Origin of the sequence: Microbacterium sp. ZXX196, assembly GCF_009709595.1 — a bacterium.
In the GTDB taxonomy this organism is placed as follows: domain Bacteria; phylum Actinomycetota; class Actinomycetes; order Actinomycetales; family Microbacteriaceae; genus Microbacterium; species Microbacterium excoecariae.
The window spans coordinates 39166-58976 of sequence record NZ_WMEE01000012.1 but is presented as its reverse complement, the minus strand read 5'-3'; the positions used below and the strand labels follow the sequence as shown (position 1 = coordinate 58976).

17 protein-coding genes and 2 pseudogenes are annotated in these 19811 nt (G+C 67.9%); 14 read left to right on the top strand and 5 right to left on the bottom strand.

Annotation, left to right across the window (positions count from 1 at the left end; translation table 11 throughout):
• Positions 1-124 (top strand): annotated as a pseudogene (locus GJQ66_RS10290) (IS3 family transposase); the annotation flags it as partial.
• A gap of 238 nt (positions 125-362) precedes the next feature.
• On the opposite strand, the gene GJQ66_RS10285 reads toward GJQ66_RS10290, so the two are convergent.
• Both GJQ66_RS10285 and GJQ66_RS10280 read right to left on the bottom strand, forming a co-directional pair.
• Complete coding sequence (locus GJQ66_RS10285) at positions 363-1463, bottom strand: glycosyltransferase (protein ID WP_230379524.1); 1101 nt, start codon at positions 1461-1463, stop codon at positions 363-365.
• A gap of 421 nt (positions 1464-1884) precedes the next feature.
• A complete protein-coding gene (locus GJQ66_RS10280; protein ID WP_196215857.1) occupies positions 1885-2856 on the bottom strand; it encodes a helix-turn-helix domain-containing protein in 972 nt (323 codons plus the stop codon).
• A gap of 268 nt (positions 2857-3124) precedes the next feature.
• Between GJQ66_RS10280 and GJQ66_RS10275 the strand changes: the two genes are divergently transcribed.
• On the top strand, positions 3125-3982 hold the full coding sequence (locus GJQ66_RS10275; RefSeq protein WP_155049278.1) for a serine hydrolase: 858 nt from the start codon (positions 3125-3127) through the stop codon (positions 3980-3982).
• A 33-nt stretch (positions 3983-4015) separates the two neighbouring features.
• On the opposite strand, the pseudogene GJQ66_RS14750 reads toward GJQ66_RS10275, so the two are convergent.
• Positions 4016-4166: pseudogene (locus tag GJQ66_RS14750) on the bottom strand (IS3 family transposase); the annotation flags it as partial.
• Between the two features lie 397 nt (positions 4167-4563).
• Here GJQ66_RS14750 and GJQ66_RS10270 point away from each other — a divergent pair.
• From GJQ66_RS10270 to GJQ66_RS10215, 12 genes are all read left to right on the top strand, one after another.
• A complete protein-coding gene (locus GJQ66_RS10270) occupies positions 4564-5607 on the top strand; it encodes a sugar ABC transporter substrate-binding protein (RefSeq protein ID WP_368732874.1) in 1044 nt (347 codons plus the stop codon).
• Positions 5608-5696: 89 nt separating this feature from the next.
• Positions 5697-7256 carry a sugar ABC transporter ATP-binding protein gene (locus tag GJQ66_RS10265; protein WP_155049276.1) on the top strand — a complete coding sequence of 520 codons (1560 nt, stop codon included), beginning with the start codon at positions 5697-5699 and terminating at the stop codon, positions 7254-7256.
• A 33-nt stretch (positions 7257-7289) separates the two neighbouring features.
• The gene (locus GJQ66_RS10260) at positions 7290-8360 is read left to right on the top strand and encodes an ABC transporter permease (RefSeq protein ID WP_155049275.1); all 1071 of its coding nucleotides are present in this window, start codon (positions 7290-7292) and stop codon (positions 8358-8360) included.
• Positions 8361-8411: 51 nt separating this feature from the next.
• Positions 8412-9440, top strand: coding sequence for a LacI family DNA-binding transcriptional regulator (locus tag GJQ66_RS10255; protein WP_230379523.1), 1029 nt, complete (start codon positions 8412-8414; stop codon positions 9438-9440).
• A 26-nt stretch (positions 9441-9466) separates the two neighbouring features.
• A complete protein-coding gene (locus GJQ66_RS10250; RefSeq protein ID WP_155049274.1) occupies positions 9467-10429 on the top strand; it encodes an aldo/keto reductase in 963 nt (320 codons plus the stop codon).
• A gap of 35 nt (positions 10430-10464) precedes the next feature.
• Positions 10465-12117, top strand: a complete 1653-nt coding sequence (locus GJQ66_RS10245; protein WP_155049273.1) for a GMC family oxidoreductase — start codon at positions 10465-10467, stop codon at positions 12115-12117.
• Between the two features lie 28 nt (positions 12118-12145).
• Entirely contained in the window at positions 12146-12859 is a 714-nt protein-coding gene (locus tag GJQ66_RS10240) for a gluconate 2-dehydrogenase subunit 3 family protein (RefSeq protein ID WP_155049272.1), read from the top strand.
• A 140-nt stretch (positions 12860-12999) separates the two neighbouring features.
• Positions 13000-13992: a LacI family DNA-binding transcriptional regulator gene (locus tag GJQ66_RS10235; protein ID WP_155049271.1), complete on the top strand. Its 993-nt coding sequence runs from the start codon at positions 13000-13002 to the stop codon at positions 13990-13992.
• A gap of 292 nt (positions 13993-14284) precedes the next feature.
• Positions 14285-15376 carry a nitrilase-related carbon-nitrogen hydrolase gene (locus GJQ66_RS10230; RefSeq protein ID WP_155049270.1) on the top strand — a complete coding sequence of 364 codons (1092 nt, stop codon included), beginning with the start codon at positions 14285-14287 and terminating at the stop codon, positions 15374-15376.
• A 61-nt stretch (positions 15377-15437) separates the two neighbouring features.
• Positions 15438-16499: a Gfo/Idh/MocA family protein gene (locus tag GJQ66_RS10225; protein ID WP_155049269.1), complete on the top strand. Its 1062-nt coding sequence runs from the start codon at positions 15438-15440 to the stop codon at positions 16497-16499.
• A 113-nt stretch (positions 16500-16612) separates the two neighbouring features.
• Entirely contained in the window at positions 16613-17578 is a 966-nt protein-coding gene (locus tag GJQ66_RS10220) for an aldo/keto reductase (RefSeq protein ID WP_368732873.1), read from the top strand.
• 158 nt (positions 17579-17736) lie between these two features.
• A complete protein-coding gene (locus GJQ66_RS10215; protein WP_155049267.1) occupies positions 17737-18273 on the top strand; it encodes a flavin reductase family protein in 537 nt (178 codons plus the stop codon).
• Here the strand turns inward: GJQ66_RS10215 and GJQ66_RS10210 are convergent.
• Complete coding sequence (locus GJQ66_RS10210; protein WP_155049266.1) at positions 18257-19009, bottom strand: cysteine hydrolase family protein; 753 nt, start codon at positions 19007-19009, stop codon at positions 18257-18259. The two genes, GJQ66_RS10215 and GJQ66_RS10210, sit on opposite strands and share 17 nt — an antisense overlap.
• The gene (locus GJQ66_RS10205; protein WP_155049265.1) at positions 19009-19809 is read right to left on the bottom strand and encodes a creatininase family protein; all 801 of its coding nucleotides are present in this window, start codon (positions 19807-19809) and stop codon (positions 19009-19011) included. The genes GJQ66_RS10210 and GJQ66_RS10205 overlap by 1 nt, the downstream gene beginning before the upstream one ends.
• Positions 19810-19811 lie beyond the last annotated feature (2 nt).

Sequence of the window (19811 nt, the reverse complement as noted above, 5' to 3'; positions counted from 1 at the left end):
GAAGGACGAGTACAACCACCACCGCCGGCACTCCTCGCTCGGCTACCTACCCCCAGCCGAGTACGCTCGACAGTGCACCCATCAAATGGAAACCGACGACTCACAGAACGTCCGGACCGAATGAAGGGGGCGGCTCAGTTACTCGAAGCCGGAGGCTTCAGACCCCACCTACACCCATGATTCCGAAGAGCCTGATTTGGACGTGCGGAGCGCATTGTTGGCGCCTTCCCGCCAGCGCCGCGTGGTGCAGATAATCAGTTGTCATCAGTTGCCATCAGTTTCTGGTTCAAGATCGCTCACCTGAACCATATTTTCCGGTGCGGAAGCATGCTGCGTACGGATTTTCGATTGGTTTAAATCTCCTATTCTGAAATGCGATTGCGCAGAAGCTCGTATATTCCTGCGGAAAACCTCGAAACCATCAAGTCTATCGTTGGATAAGGGGCCTGCTTGACGCGCTTCATTGACTTAAGAATATACATAGCTTGAACCGCGTATTCATGCGGATCATCGGGCGTAGAAAAAAGATTAGAGCCGGGCGTGAGGTAGTCGACTTCCGGAGCGTGTCGTGACGTCGATACCGTCAAAATCGGCAATCTGAGCACGAGCGCGTCCACCGCGTTGAGTCCGACCCGCCCGGGATTCAGTAGCAATGAAGACGCCTGCCCAATGAGCGCTTTCATGCTCGCATCGGCATACCCCATATCCAGGACTTGCCCGCGTGCGATAGCGCGATCAAGTAGGCGGCGTTGATCGCCGGCTCCTGCCAGTAGAACGCGCGCCGATGAGTCCATCGCCCATATATGCTCTAGTGCATCGGCGAGTAGATCTACTCGCTTACTGCTATCTAGGGCCCCGATGTACGCCATTGTCCGCTCTGGTGTTGCCCCGACCTTCTTGAGCAGCGCGGCAACATCGTGACCCTCGATCGACGCGCTTGCGCGTGCGATTTCTTCGGTATCAATTGTGTTTTGTACTGCGGTTACATCGTCAGGGTTGACCCCGCGCGAAACTGCCTCTTCTAGGCCACGTTCGGTGTATGCAAAGACATGGTCTGCGCGACGCATTTGCCATGTCTCGATGGCCTGGTCGACCGGGTTCGGGGGGTTCACATATGCACCGATGTGACCCCATACGCCAATTTTTGTGCGTCGTGAGTTGCGGCGAGGCAAAAGTGCGATGTTTAGAGCGGGGTCAGTCCCAATGAGTGGATAGATTACGGCGTCGTAATCTCGAACTAGTCGTTCGCTATGAGACCAGTGTATAGGGCCTAAGTTCGTCCATCGAACGGGGATGTAGCTACCATCCCCGGCCGCGTCGCGGCGGTAACGCTGGCTGCCCTGCGGTGAGCCAGCTGCCAAAGTGAGTTGAATCCCCTGATCATCGAGATTCGCGCGCAATCTGTCAAAGAACGGGAGGCGATAATTGGGGATATATGGTTGTATGATGCAAATGCTATTCATTTGTCGGAGTCCGCTCGCGCTTATGTTTTTGCTGTCAATTTCACTGGGCCGCTGAGGCATGAATGTTTAAATAAATATCGTCTTGTGGCCCGGGCGTGTGGATCAGAGGCGACTTATTCTGACTGTGCCGCATCGGAAGATGAGTATCGTGCGGTGGTGCGCCCGCCGGCGACGTGGGCCGCTTCGTGGTGGGCGGAGCACGCGCTGGTTTTGCGCGTCTCGGTCGTTGACGCAGGTGTTGGCGGGTAATGTTTCTCTGGGTTCACTCAGGGGCGCCTTCCTTTGTGAAGTGGGTCGGGCGCCCCGGGGTAGGACGCCAACAGGGTGACCTTACCCGAGGCGTATTGCTGGCGCGTATTCGGGAACGTTCACGTCGTGAGGCGCCGCGGGAGCGCTGGAGCGCGGTGTGCGAATGACCCCGCTAGAACCCCAGCCCCCGCCGCCGATAAGCCGCAGGCGACATGCCCTTCTGGGCGCGGAAGGCGCGGTAGGCGGCGTCGGGGGATCCGAACCCGACGCGGCGGGCGATCTCCTCGAATCCGTCCTCGGTGATGATGAGGTCGCGGCCCGCGGCCTCCACGCGGCGCAGGCGGATCGTTTGGGCGAGCGAGAGCTCCTCGCCCTCGAACAGCTTGTGCAGGTGGGTGCGGCTGATGTTCATGCGGCGCGCGATGTGCGCGACCGTGAGATCCGGATCCGTGTACTCCGCCGCGATGAGGTCGCGCACCCGCGTGCGCACGTCCGCGAGCGGCGGGCCCTCGTTCACGACGGGGCCGGGGGAGAGGATCCGGGCGTGCACGAGATCCGTCAGCGCGCGGGCGACGAGCGCCGTCTCGGGGGATCCGTCGGTCGGGGCCGCGGTCGCCAGCCCGTCCGTCATCCCCGCGAGCGCGGCGTCTAGCGGCGAGGCGGGGAGCGCGCGGAACGCCCGGTGCGCCACCTGGTCGGGCGTCATGCGCAGGGCGCCGACCGGTAGGGCGAGGCTGACGATGCGGCTCGGGCCGATCGTGTGATTGCGGAACGCGCGGGACAGCGGCAGCACCGCCGACTGGCCCACCGTCAGCGTGTGCGCCTCGCCGTCGCCCGACTCGATGTGCAGGGCGCCGCGCGCGACGCGCGTGAGGAAGACGACATCGCTCGGGGCCTCCCGGACATCGGTGGCCGATCGCACCATCGTCCAGGCGTTCGCCGTGAGCTCCTGGAACGTCACGTGCCCGATGCGGGCCGACACGAGGCGGGCGCGGAAGGCCTCCGGCGGCGCGGCCGAGACCGTGAGGCCGGCGGACAGGAGCTCCAGGCCCGCTCGCCCCGCCAGTGAGACGGTGGCGTGTGTGCCGACCCCGGCCGGAGCGACGCTCGGGGACAGGGGGGAGGACGGCATTGCGTGAGGCATGCGGGTGATCCTTCCGTGACCGGCCGCGATCCGCGGGAGAGCGCGGTCGGTATGAGGATAACGAGGCGGTTGCCCGCCCGGATGGGGCGCGAGTGGCCATCCGCCATCCTCCCGTGGCGGGTGCGAAATATCTCGCCTGGCTAGCATTCTGCCATGTTTCGCGTCTTGCGTTGTGCACGGCGGGCCCGGGGCCGGGGTGTCGTGTCGGGGCGCGGGGTTCCGGATCCGCGCGCTTCGGGTGTCGGTGCCCCCTGCGAGAATCGTCCCCATGGATCCCGCCGCCCGTGCCCTCGCCCCGCTCGTGACGTTCGTGGGGGAGGGCGGGTTCGGCGCGCGGGGGATTCACGTGCGGGTGGGATCCGACACTGCGCGCTTCGACGCCGTCCCGGACGCCCGGGTCGACGTGCAGTCGGTGGCGAAGGGCGTGTGCGTCATCGCCGCGGGGATCGCGAGCGACGCGGGGCTCTTCGACGTCGACCGGCCCGTCGCCGAGTACCTGCCGGGGATGCCCCTCGGATCCGGCGCCGCCGAGGTCACGACCCGGCACCTGCTGAACATGACGAGCGGGATCGACCTGCCCTGGTCGCCGACCCTCATGACCGACTGGCCCGACCTCGCCGCCGAGTTCCTCTCCCGCCCCACCGAGGGGCGGGCGTTCCAGTACTCCAACGCCTCGACGTACACCGCGATGCGGGCGCTCGGCGCCGTCGTCGGCGACGTGGGGGCTTTTGTGCAGGCGCGGCTGTTCGATCCGATCGGGATCTTTGGCGTCGAGTGGGAGCGCTGCCCGAACGGGCACATCGTCGCCGGCGGGGGCCTCCACCTCAGCCTCACCGAGCTCGCCCGCCTCGGGCTCCTCATTCGGAACGCGGGGGAGTCGCTCGTCTCGCCCGCGTGGGTCCGCGCCCTCCATGAGCCGTGGTTCGTCAGGGAGGAGTCCGCGGATCCGTACCGCCGCTACGCGCTCGCCGGCTGGGGCGGGCCGGGAGACGCGTGGCGGCTGCACGGCGCGTACGGGCAGATGCTCATCTTCTCGGGCGACGCCGTCGTGGCGATCACGGCCGAGGATCATTTTGGGGCCGATCAGATGGCGGAGCGGGTGGTGGAGGCGCTGACGGGGGCGTGAGGCGCCGGCGTCGCGGGCGGCCCCGTGGGGTCGTGGGCGGCGCGGGACAATGTCGTCCTGGCGGATCTGGTTCGACAGCGTGACGGGATGGATAACGAGTTCGACAGCGGTCTGGTCGGCCTGCTTGCCGGCACGCACGAGCGCGACAGCGCGCGTGCAACTCCGGCGGATAGGGACGGGGCATGGGGACGAGCCTTCCGAATCAGGCCACCCCGTCAGAACGGTGGTGGTTCGCGAGATGCGCCGTCCAGTAGATGAACGGTAACTTGCAGATATATCGATCCCGACGTGAGGCTGCCCCGAGTCCGCGGGCCTCTGCGTCGTTGGCAAATGTCTGACGCACGTGAAATACCGTTTCATCAGGTATTTAGGTGAACTTTCCTCGTGTCGTGGTTTCCGGTGAACTCACTGAACTGTCTCGACAGGCCTATTGCGTTCCGCTGATAGTGCGCTAACATCGCACTGCGCGAAGGCGCGGCCCGAGGTCACTGATGACCGATCATCCCGATGGTCACGCGGGTCATCGCACAAAGGAGTGTCGAATGAGGGACCACATCAGCACACCCCGTTCCGGTAGGAGAGTGCTCGCATTTGCGGCGCTCGCCGCAACGGCCGTACTCGTCGCAGGATGTCAGACAGGCGCAGGCAGTGACGCGGATGCCGAGGCCAAGGCCACCGGCGAAGGCCTGGTCATCGGCTGGACCCAGCGCGGAATCAGCGGCAGCGACTGGTGGAAGACGCTGGTCGAAGGCGGGCAGGCCGAAGCGGACGCGATCGGCGCAAGCATCGAGATGCTCGACGCCAACGGAGACACCGTCCGCCAGAACGCCGACGTCCAGACCCTCATCACCAAGGGCGTCGACGTCGTCATCATGAACCCGAACGACCCGATCGGCGTCGCGCCGTCGGTGCAGGCTCTCGCTGACGCGGGCATCCCCCTCGTCACCGTCAACTCGAACCTCGACGAGTCGCTCATCCCAGACATGTTCTGCTACGTCGCAGAAGACCAGGAGTACACCGGGTCGCTGGCCGGCGAGGTCGCCGCGAACAAGGCGCTCGAGAAGTTCGGCGACTCCGGCGAGATGAAGATCGTGGGCATCGGCGGCTTCCCCGGCGACGTGCTCACCGACCTGCGCTTCAACGGCTTCATGGAGGGCTGGGAGGCCGTCATGGCCGAGCACCCCGGCGTCGAGACGACCAAGCTCGAGACGAAGTACGGCGAGTGGAAGCCCGACAAGGCCCTCGCCCCGATCCGCGATGTCGCGACGGCCAACCCCGACCTGAAGATCGTCTACAGCATGAGCGACGTCATGAACGGCGGCGTCAGCTCGGGTCTCCAGCAGGCGGGCCTCTGGGGCGATGGAATCATCCTCTCCAGCTACGACGGCGGCATGGTCTCCGTCAAGGAGATGCTCGACGACCCGACCGGCCCGCTGCAGGCGACGGCGTCGAACCAGCCCTGGGATCAGGGCGCGACGGCGGTGAAGATGGCGCTCGCCGCATACAACGGCGACCAGTCGGCATGCCCCGACAAGACGCTCTTCATCGACACGACGGTCGTCACGCCGGACAACGCGGCCGACTACTACGTGGCCGAGGACACGTATGTGAGGGCGCTGGACTAACACCGGATGCCCGGCTGCGGCGTGACCGCGGCCGGGCATCCCCTGCCCGAAAACGGGCGAACCGACGCGATCTGAAGGAACAACACACCATGAATGCATCGACAGCCGCACGTGTGGAGGACTCTCCGCACGACCAGCCGCCGGTGGAGCTCGAGCTCAAGGGAATCACGAGGAGCTACCCGGGCGTGCAGGCGCTGAAGGGCGTCAGCTTCTCCGTCGCCAGGGGCAGCATCCATGCCCTTGCCGGTCAGAACGGCGCAGGCAAGTCGACCCTGGTGAAGATCCTCTCGGGCGCCGAAGAACCCAACGCCGGCACGATCCGGCTCGGCGGGGAGCTCCAGCGCTTCCGCGAGCCCATGGATGCCCAGCGTGCCGGCATCCACACGATCTTCCAGGAGCTCTCGCTCGTCCCCTCTCTCTCGGTTGCCGAGAACATCTACCTGGGGCGGCTTCCCCGAAAGCGCGGCGCCGTCGACTGGGCGGCCATGAACATGGGAGCGCGCGCCGCCCTCGACCGCGTGGGCTTCGACCTCGACGTCACGCTGCCCGTCGCGAGCTACTCGACCGCCCAACAGCAGGCCGTGGAGCTGGCGAAGGCGCTGGATAAGGATGCCCGCGTGCTCCTGCTCGACGAGCCGACCTCGACCCTGCCGCTCCCCGACGTCGAGCGGCTGTTCACGGTGCTCCGTTCGCTCTCTGAGCAGAACGTGACTCTCTTGTTCATCTCCCACCGAATGGACGAGCTCTACTCGCTGTGCGATGCCGTCACCGTCCTGCGCGACGGCGTGAACGCCGCCGACCTGCGGACGGCCGACTCGGTGCCCGCCGACGTGGTCAGCGCGATGGTTGGCAAGAGCCTCGAAGGATCCATGGCGGATGCCGCGATGCGCGGCGAACGCGCCCCTCGCATGGGATCCGGGGCCCGCGAGCACGTCTTGCTCTCCACCTCCGGCCTCTCCGAGGGAGAGCGCGTGAAGGACGTGTCGTTCGAGCTTCGCGAGGGCGAAGTGCTGGGCGTCGTCGGTCTGATCGGCAGCGGTCAGTCCGAGCTCGCCGGCCTCCTCGCCGGTGCCCGCGAGAGCGGGAGCGGCGAGATCGCGATCGACGGCAAGCGGGTCTCCTTCGGGGCGCCGCGCGATGCCATCCGCCGCGGTGTGGGGCTGCTGCCCCAGGACCGAAAGAGCGCGGGATTCATCCCGGACATGGGCGTCGCCGGCAATGTGACCCTCGCGAGCCTGCCTCAGTTCAGCCGCCTCAGCTTCATCAACGGCAAGCGCGAGAACGCCACCGCCGCCGCGATGGTCGAGCGGCTCGGCATGAAAGTCTCCAGCGTGCACCAGCCGCTTTCCACGCTCAGCGGAGGCACGCAGCAGAAGGCGATCCTCGCCCGGTGGCTCGTGCGCAACTGCCGCATCCTCGTCTGCGACGAGCCCACGCGCGGCGTGGATGTCGGAGCCAAGGAAGACATGTACGAGCTCCTTCGCGATTTCGCAGCAGGGGGCGGAACCGTCGTCGTGTCGACGTCGGAGATCAGCGAAGCGATGATGTGTGACCGCGTGCTGGTCATGGCGCGCGGCCGAGTCGTCGCCGAGCTGGAGCATGACCAGATCGACCCCCAAGGCCGCGCGATCCTTGCGCATTTCGCCTGAACACACGTCCTGAAAACCTCAAAGGAAAAAGCAATGTCGCGCAACACACTTGACGGAACCCCTCGCAGAGAGGCGGCGCCTGCCGGGGCCACGGGGCCGGCGGCGAGCCTGCGCTCCTTCGGCAAGAAGGCGCTGCCGAAGAGCTATCTTCTGCTGGTCCTCCTGGCGATCATCGCCATCGGCTACGCCGTCTCACCCGGATTCCTCTCCATCCGCAACGCGGAGAACGTCATCGCGGCGGCGTCGATCGTGGCGGTGCTCGCGGTCGGGCAGTTCTTCGTCATCCTGACCGGTGGCATCGACCTCTCGGTCGGCTCCATCCTCGCGATGTCGACGGTGGTCGTGGCGCTCACGCTCCAGACAGGGATGTCGGCGGGCCTCTCCGTCGCCATCACCCTGTTCTGCTGCGGCCTCGCGGGCCTCGTGAACGGCATCCTCGTCGTCTTCCTGCGCATCCCGCCCTTCATCGCGACGCTCGCCATGATGAGTGCGGTCAAGGGGCTGAGCTACATCATCCAGTCCACGAGCCTCATCCAGATCCTCAACGAGGGGTTCATCGAGGCGTTCTCTCGGGGCGCGTTCCTCGGGGTGCGCAACCCCGTGTGGATCTTCATCGCCGTGGCGATCGCCGGCGCGATCCTCGCCAAGTTCACGACCTTCGGCCGCTCGCTGTACGCGATCGGCGGCAACCCCGAGGCAGCTCGCCTGTCGGGTCTCCCGGTCGCCCGCAACCTCCTGATCACCTACACGATGTCGGGCGTGCTCGCCGGGCTCGCCGGCCTTATCGCCGCGGCCCAGCTGAGACAGGGCAGCTCGCTGATCGGCGTCGGCTACGAGCTCGATGCGATCGCGGCGGTCGTGGTGGGCGGTGCGTCGCTCATGGGCGGCAAGGGCGACCCGATCAGCGCGGTGATCGGCGTGTTCGTGCTCACGACGATCATCAACATCATGAACCTCGTCGGGATATCCTCCGAGCCCCAGCTCGTGATCAAGGGAGCCGTAATCATCATCGCGGTGTTCCTCTCGAGCGCCGGAGGAGTGCAGCGGATCTCGGGGTTCTTCTCCAAGAGATTCGGGCGCTCACCGGCGAGGGCAACCGCCTGACCGCCTGAACGATTCGTCTCTCGCTGCTAGCCCGGAAGGGAGAGTACCCCCATGTCTCCGACAGCCCGCGAAGGCCGCGGACCGCGCATGATCGATGTCGCGCGCCTCGCGGGCGTCTCGCACCAGAGCGTCTCCCGCGTGGTGAACGGCTCCGGGGGAGTGAGCCCTGAGATCCGGGAGCGCGTGGAGCGGGCGGTGGCGCAGCTGCGGTACCGCCGGCATCCAGCCGCCCGTGCGCTCGCGACCAACCGAACCTTCAGCATCGGGGTGGTCAGCTTTGGGCTGGCGCAGTACGGCCCGTCGGAGGCACTAGCGGGTATCGCCCGCGAGGCGCAGGAGGCCGGATACTCGACGAGTCTCACGAGCCTGCTGGATGTGGACGTCGAGAGCATGGCGGAGGCCGTCGGTCATCTGATCGACGACAGCGTTGACGGCATCATCGTGCTCGCGCCCGTGGACGCCGCGCTGACAGCCATGGAGGGTGTCGACGTCGACGTGCCGCTCGTCCTCTTCTATCCCGGCGCGCACGCCCATGAGCAGCGGGTCGTGACCGACGAGGTGCGCGGCGCGGAACTGGCGACCGCGCACCTCCTGGACCTGGGTCACCCGACGGTCCATCACATCAGCGGACCGGAGGGATGGCTCGGGACGTCGGCTCGCATCGCGGGATGGCGCCTCGCCCTTCAGGCCCGCGGCATCGAGCCGCCGGCCACCGTCGAGGGCGACTGGACCGCCGCCGGCGGTGCCGGGTGCGCCGAGCAGCTATCGGTGGTCCCCGATGTGAGCGCCGTCTTCGCGGCGAACGACCAGATGGCCCTCGGCGCCATGAAGGCGTTCAACGCTGCGGGCCTGAGCGTGCCCGACGACATCTCGGTCGTGGGCTTCGACGACATCCCGGGTTCGGAGTATTTCCGGCCCCCGCTCACCACGGTGCGCTTCGACTTCGCGGAGGTCGGCCGTCGTGCCGCCCACCACATCTTCGAGCTCATCGCCGGGGCCCGGCCCGACCCGGCCCGCCCCGTGGTCCCCGACCTCATCGTGCGCGACAGCGCACGCCACCGTCCCCTCGCGGTCATCTAACGGACCGAAGAACAAAGGAGAAACCCATGACTGTCCGCCCCCTCGGCCGCACCGGCCTGAGCGTTTCCGAAATCTGTGTGGGCACCAGCGCCCTCGGCGGCTTCCCCGAGCAGTACGGATACGACGTGGATGACGAGACGGCGGTCGCGACCATCCGTCGCGTGCTCGATGGTCCCTTCACCTTCATCGACACGTCGAACGAGTACGGCGGCGGCAACAGCGAGCTGCGGATCGGTCGCGCGCTGGCGGAGCGCGGCGGTATCCCCGATGGCGTGGTAGTCGCGACGAAGGTCGACCCGATCCGCGGGAGCTCGGACTTCTCCGGCGACCGCGTGAAGCGGTCGGTCGAGGAGAGCCTGGAGCGGCTGGGCCAGGACACGCTCTCACTCGTCTACCTGCACGACCCCGAGAAGATCTCCTTCGAAGAGGGTGTCGCCCCCGGCGGTCCGCTCGAGGCCCTCATCGAGCTGCGCGACCAGGGCGTGGTCGGCCACCTTGGCGTCGCGGGCGGCCCGATCGACCTCGAGCTCCAGTACCTCGCGACCGAGGCCTTCGAGGTGGTCATCACGCACAACCGCTTCTCCCTCGTCGACCAGTCGGCGGAGCCGCTCCTCGAAGACGCCGCACGGCGCGGGGTCGCGGTCGTCAACGCCGCGCCGTTCGGCGGCGGGATGCTCTCGCGGGGGCCGCGGCAGGTTCCGCGCTACTGCTACCAGCCGGTCACCGAGGGGACTCTGGCGCGCGTGCTGGAGATGGAGCGCCTGTGCGAAGCGCACGGCGTGCCGCTCGCGGCCGCTGCATTGCAGTTCTCGGTCGCCGACCCCCGCATCACGTCGACGATAGTCGGGATGTCGCGCCCCGAGCGCGTCGAGGAGACGGTCGCACTGCTCGATGTGGCGATCCCCGACGCCCTGTGGGACGCCCTGAAGCCCCTGGTTGCCGCCGGACGCGACGGCGTCGACGGAGAAAGCGCACTGGTCGGCCGCTGACGCGGTGACGCAGGCCACGAGAGAAGGAATGGAAAATGACGACCAAACGTAACCCCGAGCCCGTCGACGTCGTGATCGTGGGCGCCGGTGCCGGTGGCGCGACCGCCGCGAAGGTTCTTACCGAGGCGGGCCTCAAGGTTGTGGGCCTCGAGCGCGGCCCGTGGCTCAAGCCCGAGCATGCGTCGGGCGACGAGCTGAAGTACCTCAACCGCAACTTCATTTGGCAGGACCCGAAGCTCAAGCCCCGCACCTATCGTCAGAACGATCAGGAAGAAGCGGTCATCACGAACTTCTCCGCGACGCCTCAGGTGGTCGGGGGAGGCACGACCCACTGGGGCGGCATGGTGCCGCGCATGGCCGAGAGCGACTTCAAGCTCCGGTCTCTGCACGGCGACGTGCCGGGCGCGAGCCTCGTGGACTGGCCCATCACCTACGACGAGCTCGAGCCCTACTACACGCGGGTGGAGTGGGAGTTCGGCACCTCGGGCCTGGCCGGGGCCAACAAGTGGGAGGCCTGGCGCAGCCGGGGATACCCGACGAAGCCCTCGCCGCTGAGCCAGATCGGCCGCACCTTCGCGACCGCGATGGCGAAGATGGGGCACAGCACGTTCCCGATGCCGCAGGGCATGGTGACCGAGCCGTACCGCGGCCGCGAGCCCTTCAGTGAGAACGGGTTCTGGCAGCAGTATCCCGATCCCGGGACCGGCAAGTCGTCGACGCTCATCTCCTTCATCCCCGACGCCATCGCAACCGGGCGCTACGACCTGCGTTCCGACTGCTACGTGAGCGAAATCCTGGTCGGCAGCGACGGCCGGGCGACCGGTGTCCGCTACCAGGACGAGGACGGCGACGAGTTCGTGCAGTACGCCGAGGCGGTCATCGTGTGCGGCGGTGGCATCGAGACCCCGAGGCTGCTGCTGATGTCGACCTCGTCGCTCTTCCCCGACGGACTCGGGAACGGCAGCGGGATGGTGGGCAAGAACGCCACCTTCCACCAGTACTCGTTCTCGGTGGGCCTCTTCGACAAGGAGATTCACGACCCGCTGTACGGCTGGGCCGGCCACTACATGAGCCTGTGCTCGTTCGACTTCTACGAGACGGACGAGAGCCGGGGCCACATCCTCGGATCGCTCATCTTCCCCTCGATGATCGGGCACCCGATCAACTGGAGCTTCCCGGGACGCCCCAGCTGGGGCCCCGCCGCGAAGGACGCCGACCGCGACTTCTTCAACCACAGCATGAAGATCGGCATGCTCCTGCACGACATGCCCGTCGAGAGCAACCGTGTCGACCTCGACCCGAACGTGAAGGATGCCTGGGGCCTGCCGGTCGCGCGCATCACCCACACGCCGCACGCGAACGACTTCGCGCACGAGCGCTGGCAGGTCGCCAAGAACGGCGAGATCCTCGAGGCCGCCGGGGCCTCCAAGGTGATCCCCGTCAACATGGAGCGGATCACGGGCAACACCTCGCATGAGCTCGGCACCGCGCGCATGGGAGACGACCCGTCGACATCCGTCGTCGACCGCTGGTGCCGCTCGCACGAGGTGCCGAACCTCTACGTCTTCGACGCGAGCTTCTTCCCGACGGCGACGGGCATCAACCCCGCGCTGACGATCATGGCGAACGCATGGCGGTGCGCGGACCGGATCCTGCAGGTGGACCGCCACGACTGGAAGAAGCGCTGACGCGCGGAATCGAAAAGAAGGAGAAGACATGGGACAGGCGGACTGGGTGACGGTGCCCATCGCGACGGACGACGTCGCGGGGCCGATTTTCTTCACCCCACACGAGTGGGACACGATCGAGGCCGCCACGGCGCGGATCATCCCCACCGATCACCACCCCGGCGCACGCGAGGCGAAGGTCGTGCGATTCATCGATCGCATGCTGGCGGGCACGCAGTTCGTGTTCGCTGCAGCGGACGGAATCGGCTTCCTCCGGATGGAGGGGCTCGAGGAGAGCGCCTGGCAGGAGCGTATCGACACCCGGCGGCAGTTCTACCGCGACGGTGTAGAGACGCTCGACTCCATCGCGCGCGCGCTCGGCGGCAGCGACTTCGTCGAGCTCTCCGAGGAGCAGCAGGATGCCGTGCTGGAGAAGCTCGCCGGAGCGCCGCGCCCATCGCGGTACTCGGTGGCGGACGACGAGGGCACGGGTCGTGGCGGGGCTCCGGCCGGCAACCAGCCGGTGAACGAGGACCTGTTGGAGTTCTTCCCGCTCCTCGTGCTCAACACCAGGCAGGGGTTCTACGCCGACCCGGTCTACGGGGGCAACGCGAATCGCATCGGGTGGGGCGTGGTCGGCTTCGACGGGCCGCCGACGCTCAAGAGCACGATGGACGCTTCGTACACCACACGGAAGTACATGGTCGAGGGAGCGGAGTGGCCCTACGATCGTCACCCCGAAGTGCTGCGCTACCGGCGCTGACGTCCGAAGCTCCGTCTGGGCTGTCCGTCGGGGGAGCCGGTGCGCTGCATAATGAGGTCATGTCCGCGTCTGCAGCTCCGGTTCCCCCGACTCGGCAGAACTCCCGTGAACGTCTCGCTTCGCGGGGTCGCGGCGCGCGCATGATCGACGTCGCTCGGCTGGCCGGCGTCTCGCAGCAGACGGTGTCGCGGGTCGTCAACGGTGCCACGAATGTCGCCCCCGACATCCGTGAGCGGGTCGAGACCGCGATCGCCCAGTTGCGGTATCGGCGCAACCCGGCGGCATCCGCGCTCGCGAGCAGCCGCACGATGACGCTCGGCCTCGTCAGCTATCAGCTGTCGGTGCTCGGCCCCTCCGAGGCGCTGTACGGCATCTCGGAGGAGGCTCGCAAGCACGGCTACTCGACGCGGCTCGTGACCCTCGGCTCGCTGGACCGGGCGACCATACAGGGTGCGCTCGACACCATCGGTCCCGACGCCGTCGATGGCATCATCGTGCTCGCGCCTCTTTACGAAGCGCTCTCCGTCGTGCATGCGCTCGACACCGAGACGCCCATCATCACGTTCGAGCAGGGCTCTCCGGAGAGCCCGAACAGCATCTCGATCGACGAGGTTCGCGGTGCGCGGCTCGCCGTGGGGCACCTGCTCGACCTCGGCCACGAGTCGGTCTTCCATGTGATGGGTCCTCCCGGATGGATGGCGGCCGATGCGCGGTCGCGCGGCTGGACCGAGGAGCTCTCGGCGCGCGGCAAGGTTGCGCCGCCGGCGATCCGCGGCGCGAGCTGGTCGGCGGAGGAGGGGTATCGAGCGGGACTGCTCCTGGCCGATCGTGAGGACGTGACCGCCGTATTCGCCGCGAACGATCCCTTCGCGCTCGGGCTCATCAAGGCCTTCGAGCACCGCGGGCTCCGCGTGCCCGAGGACGTCAGCGTCGTCGGGTTCGACGACGTCAAGGAGTCCGCCTACTTCCGGCCGGCCCTCACCACCGTCACCCTCGATTTCGAGGCGATCGGACACATCGCGGTGACCCGCGTGCTCGAGATGATCCGCGAAGAGGCTCGCGGCGACATTCCGCTCATCCAGCCCGTGCTCGTCGTGCGCGACACGACGGCACCGCCGCGTCCGCGGCGCTGACGGGCCCCTTGCCCGCTGAGCGCAGGCTTCTCCGTCCCGCGCAAAGTAGCGCTATCTCGGTTAGATGGCCGCAACGATGTTTGGTAACGCAAAAATAGGCTTTTGAACAGGTATTTAAAGAGCCCTATTGCGCTCTGCGAAGTGCTGTCATACGCTGAGTGAGCGCTAACTTAGCGACGGCAGTGGAGCCGTCACCCGTCCCTACGCGGGCCGGCCGTCTCCGCCGCCCGTACGTACACATTCGGACCACGCCGCGAGCGAAATGGCGGTCCGGTATACAAGGGAGAAGCACATGATTGACCCGTTCGCCGTTGTGGCAGTGTCGCCCCGGACCTTCACCGTGAAGAATCCTGGCGATGGTGTCGAGAACGTCAAGCGAATCAACGAGTTCATCGACACGTCCTTCATGGTCGGGGCGTGGGAGGGCGCACCGGTGAAGCTCGTGGTCCTGCCCGAGATGGCCATCCAGGGCATGATCGCCAACACCCCCGGCAACCGGGAGCGGGAGGCCCACTTCGCGGTGACCATCCCCGGACCCGAGACCGACGAGCTCGCCAAGAAGGCCCGCCAGCTCAACTCATACATCGCCGCCGAGCTCTACATGGTGAAGGACGACGACTTCCCCGACCGATACTTCAACGTGGCGTTCATCATCGACCCCAACGGCGAGATCGTCTACAAGCGCTACAAGGCGACCAGCGACGCCTACGAGGGCGGCATGCTGGGGAACATGAACCCGCACGACGTATGGGACGAGTTCATCGAGAAGAAGGGCAACGGGAACGTCATGGACGCGATCTTCCCCGTCGCCCGCACCGAGATCGGCAACATCGGCATCGCCATCTGCCACGAGGGCGTGTACCCCGAAATCGCCCGCGGTCTCGCGATGAACGGCGCCGAGATCATCATTCGTCCGACGCTGATCGAGCCGGCCGTGCAGAACGGGATGTGGGAGCTGCAGAACCGCGCCCACGCGATGTTCAACTCGGCGTACGTCGTGGCGCCCAACCTGGGGCCCGAGTACCGCGACGACGGCGGCGTGCAGGACCTCTTCGGCGGTCAGTCCATGATCGTCGGCCCGCGCGGGCAGATCCTCACGCAGCAGCGTGGGTGGACGACGGGTGACTCCTTCGTCTGTACGACGATCGACATCGAGGCGCTGCGTCGCGCTCGGGTCGCGAACGGTCTCTACAACCAGTTCAAGGACCTGCGCACCGAGCAGTACCGGGCGATCTACGACACCCCGATCTACCCGAAGAACCAGTACCTCGACGCTCCCCCGGAGGAGAACTGGCTCGCGCGCGAGGACACGACGCGTGCGAACAACATCAAGAAGCTGATCGAGCGCGGAGTGCTGACTCCGCCCACCGGTTACGCGGGCTGAACCAGCTAGTGAGGGCGGCGGATCATCTCCGCCGCCCTCACTCCTATAAGAAGGAGTGCGGATGCGCAAGGTCGGGATTCTGGGAATGGGCAGGTGGGGGCAGACGTGGCAGCGCGTGCTCGCGCCGGAGCCCGGTGTCCAGGTCGTCGCCGTCGCCGCCCGGAGCAGGCGAGCGGAGATCAGCTCGCGCTCCCCGCGGCTGCGGGTGTACGACGACTATCGGAGTCTCCTCAGAGACCAGGATCTCGACGCGGTCATTGTGACACTGCCGCCCGGCGAACACCTCGAGGCGGTACGGCTCGCGGTTGGCCGAGACCTGCCCGTCCTGTGCGAGAAGCCTCTCGTCCCGACGCGCTCGGAGCTGCAGGAGATGGTCGCGCTCGATGAGAGCGCGGGCGTCGCCGTGCGCGTCAACCAGAACTACCGCATGCGCGGGTGGGCGTGCGCCGTCTTCGACCACCTCCCCGCCATCGGCCGTCTGCGCCGCGTGACCATCCAGTTCGCGCAGCCTGAGCTGACCGACGGCGCGCGCGCGGTGCTCGCGCATCCGCTGCTGGCCGACATGTCCATTCATCATCTCGACCTCCTGCGCTTCCTCACGGGGCAGGAGGCGCGGGTGCTCTCCGCCGAGGCAGGGCGACCCGACGACGCGCGCGTATGGGGCATGACGGATGTCGATGCCCGGCTCGCGCTCGCGGAGGGAGCCGAGGTCTCCTACGGCGCCACCTGGGCTGCCCGCGGGCGCCCGACGTCGTGGGATGGCGACTGGACCTTCGAGGGCGACGACGGTGTGATCCAGGTGCGCGATCTGGGCGTGCGCGTCGAGGCGGACAGGCACCCTCTGCGAATCGTGCCGCCCTCACCTGTGGTCGACGATGAAGACCTGCTCGTGGCGTGGCGATCCTTCGTGCGCGTCATGGAAGGCGAGGAGTCCCGGCGTCCGGCCACGGTCGCCGACAACGCCCGCAGCCTCGAGCTCGTCTTCGACATCGCGGATGCGGCCGGTGTGGCGGACCCGAACGCTCGACTCGCCGCCCCCCGCGGTGCCGACCCGCACGCCGCGACCGCATCGCCGGTCGTCGCGCAGACCAGCGATGGCGTGAGCAGCAACTCCAGCAACTGACGACGCGCGGCAGTCGTTCCGTCGCGAGCCTCCTCAGAACGGTGGTGGTTCGCCGTGCGCGTTCGCATGCTCATCGTCGGGGGTGAATCGGGTCCGGGGGCGCGTGGAGGCGTGTGACAGGGCGGTTTCGAGGATCCGGGTGCGTGGGGTGGATCCGCTGTCGCTCAGGTGCACGGCATGGGCGTCGCCGACGACCGCGTGCCGCTCGTCTACCACCGGCGCCGCTTCCACTCGCTCCACGCGATCGCACGCCCCTCGCCCCGGTCTATCTGCCGCCGATCGGCTTCGGCGTGTGGCAGATCACGGGCGGCGACGCCGCCCTGGTGATCCGCCACGCGATCGACGCCGGCTACCCGCTCATCGACACCGCCTCCGCGTACGGCAACGAGGACGCGGTCGGATCCGCGCTCCGCCAGGCGGGGGGCGCGGCCGAGAAAGTCCAGGTCACGACGAAGGTGTGGATGGCCGACTACGACGACGTGCCCCGCGCCGTCGACGTCAGCCGCCGCCTCCTCGGCCGCGATCGGATCGACACCGTGCTGCTGCACTGGCCGTCGCCCCACCTGTTCGACCGGACCATCCGCGCCTGGGATGCCCTCGCTGCGCTCGCGGAGGAGGGCATCATCGGATCCGCCGGGGTCTCGAACTTCACCCCCGCGCACCTCGACCGGCTCGACGCCGCCGGCGGGCGCCGGCCGGACCTCAACCAGATCGAGCGCCACCCGTATTTCTCGCAGGCGGGCGCGCTCGCGGCGCACCGCGCGCGTGGCATCGCGACGCAGGCGTACTCGCCGCTCGGCGGGCCGACCGACGGACGCGTGCGCCCGGCCGAGGACTCGGTCGTCGCCGCCGTCGCGGAGGAGGCCGGGGCCAGCCCCGCGCAGGTGATCCTCGCCTGGCACCGCGCCCACGGCGTCTCCACCATCCCGCGCTCGGGGAACCGCGCGCGCATCGAGGCGAACCTCGCCTCGCTCGAGGTCGCGCTCACGCCCGACCAGGTCGCGCGCCTCGACGCGCTCGAGACGGGCCGCCGCCTCACCGCCGACCCCGACGTCGTCGACGAGTTCACGTTCGCGTAGGCGGCGGGATCCGCCGCGATCCGCGTCAGGGCGCGGATCGCGTTGGCGCAACGGTCGTTTTACGAGGGCGTGACGGTGGCGCAATTGCGCCTTTCCATACTGGGGCACACCCCGCTTCCGACTCCCGGCCATCCGCCCCGCTCAGAAGGAGCACCGCCATGACTCTCCTGTCTCCCGTCGACACCGCAGCCATCCGCACGCTCGTCGAGATCTCGGCCGAGCCTGAGCAGGTCCGTGGCGCCATGGGGCGCTTCCCCGCCGGCATCGCCGCCATCTGCGCCGTCGTCGACGGCGTGCGCGTCGGCATGGTCGCCTCGTCGTTCTCGGCTGGCGTGTCCTACGCCCCGCCGATGGTGATGTTCTCGGTGCAGAACGCGTCGTCGACATGGCCCGTGCTGCGCCGCGCGTCGCGAATCGGCGTGAGCATCCTCGACGCCACGCAGGCCGACGCGTGCATGCAGCTCGCCTCGCGCTCGCGCGACCGATTCGAGGGCCTCGAGGTCACGGAGACGGACGGCGGCTCGCTCTTCGTCGGCGGCGCGACGATGTGGCTCGACTGCGAGGTCGTCTCCACGACGCCCGCGGGGGACCACGAGATCATCGTCCTGCAGGTGCACGCGATGAGCGTCGAGCACGCGGGAGCGCCGCTCGTGTATCACGAGCGGCGCTTCCACTCCCTCAGCGCGCTGGCGTGAGGGCGGCGACGAGCTCGTCGGTGCCGACGGTGAACCCGAAGCACTGACGCACGTTATATACGGTCGCGTCGTAGCAATACTGCGGCGAGGTGGTGGCGCTCGCGCCCTCCACCATAATGACGTCGTACCCGAGCGAGGCCGCGTCCATGAGCGTCGCGACCACGCACTGATCGGCGTTGACGCCCGCGAAGAGGATCGTGTCGATCCCGCGGGCGCGCAGGATCGCGTCGAGGGGCGTGTCGAAGAACCCGCTCATGCGGAACTTGTCGACGTGCACGTCCTCCGGCTCGGCCTCGAGCCCGAGCGCCAGGGCCGCGCCCCAGCTGCCGCGGGTGAGGACCGCCTCGCTCTCGCCCGAGCGCTCGCCGATCCCGCCGCCCGTGCCGTCGCCGTCGTAGACGTGGAGCACGTTCGGCGGCAGGTTCGCGCGGTCCGGGCGGTTGCCCCAATTCAGCCAGATCACGGGCACGTCCGCCGCGCGCAGGGGCGGGAGGATCCGCCCGATCGCGGCGGCGGCCCCGGCCGCGCCGGAGACGTCGACCCCGATGCTCGAGAGCCAGCCGCCCGGCGCGCAGAAGTCGTTCTGCATGTCGACGACGACGATCGCCGTGCGCTCCAGGTCGACCGTGACGCGCTGGGGGAGCGCGTCCATCGTGGCGGGGCGCGGCGGCGCTGGCGGGCGCCGGAGGTCGACGTGCCCGGCAGACCGTGCCCAGTCGCGCGGCCGCATCGCCATCAGCGCACCTCCGGCAGCGCGACCTCGGGGAACGAGAACGCTCGGATCTCGGTGAGTACCTCGGCGAGCGTGGCGACCTGGCTCTCGACGATCTTGTCGCCGACCTCGCGCGTGGCCGCCGTGGGGTCGCCGATCGTGCCGGAGGCCGAGACGTCGTCGGTGACCCACGCGGTCGGGACCGCGCCCTCGAGGGTGAGGTGGCGCATGCCCGCGTAGATCTCGCCGAGGACGTGGCCGTCCTTGACTGCGTGCTCCATCTGCACGAGGTCCGGGCGCAGCGACCAGACGATGCTCGTCTCGATGTGCCCGCCGTGGATCCCGTAGTGCGGATCCGCCGGCTCGATGCCCTCGGGCAGCGGGAAGCGGCCCGGCATGAGCGGGAACACCTCGAGGCCCGTCTCGACGCGGATGTCGCGGGCGACCATGTCGAGCAGGTTCGGCTGTCCGCCGTGCCCGTTCACGAACACGAGCTTGCGGAATCCGCTCGCCGCGAGCGATCGGCCGAGGTCCATGCACACGCTGATGAGCGTCGCGGCGGACATCGCGATCGTGCCGGCGCGGCCGAGGTGCTCCGTGGACTTCCCGTAGGACAGGGTCGGGAGCATCCAGACGTTGCTGTCCGGCCCGAGCGCGGCGATGGCACGGTCGCTGATCGCCTCGGCGGTCAGGGCGTCGGTGATCACCGGGAGGTGCGCGCCGTGCTGCTCGATCGCGCCGATGGGCTGGACGGCGACGGCGTCGGTCTTGTCGAGGCGCGCGATCTGCGCGGTCGACAGCTCGGCCAGGCGGTGCGTGGTCATGG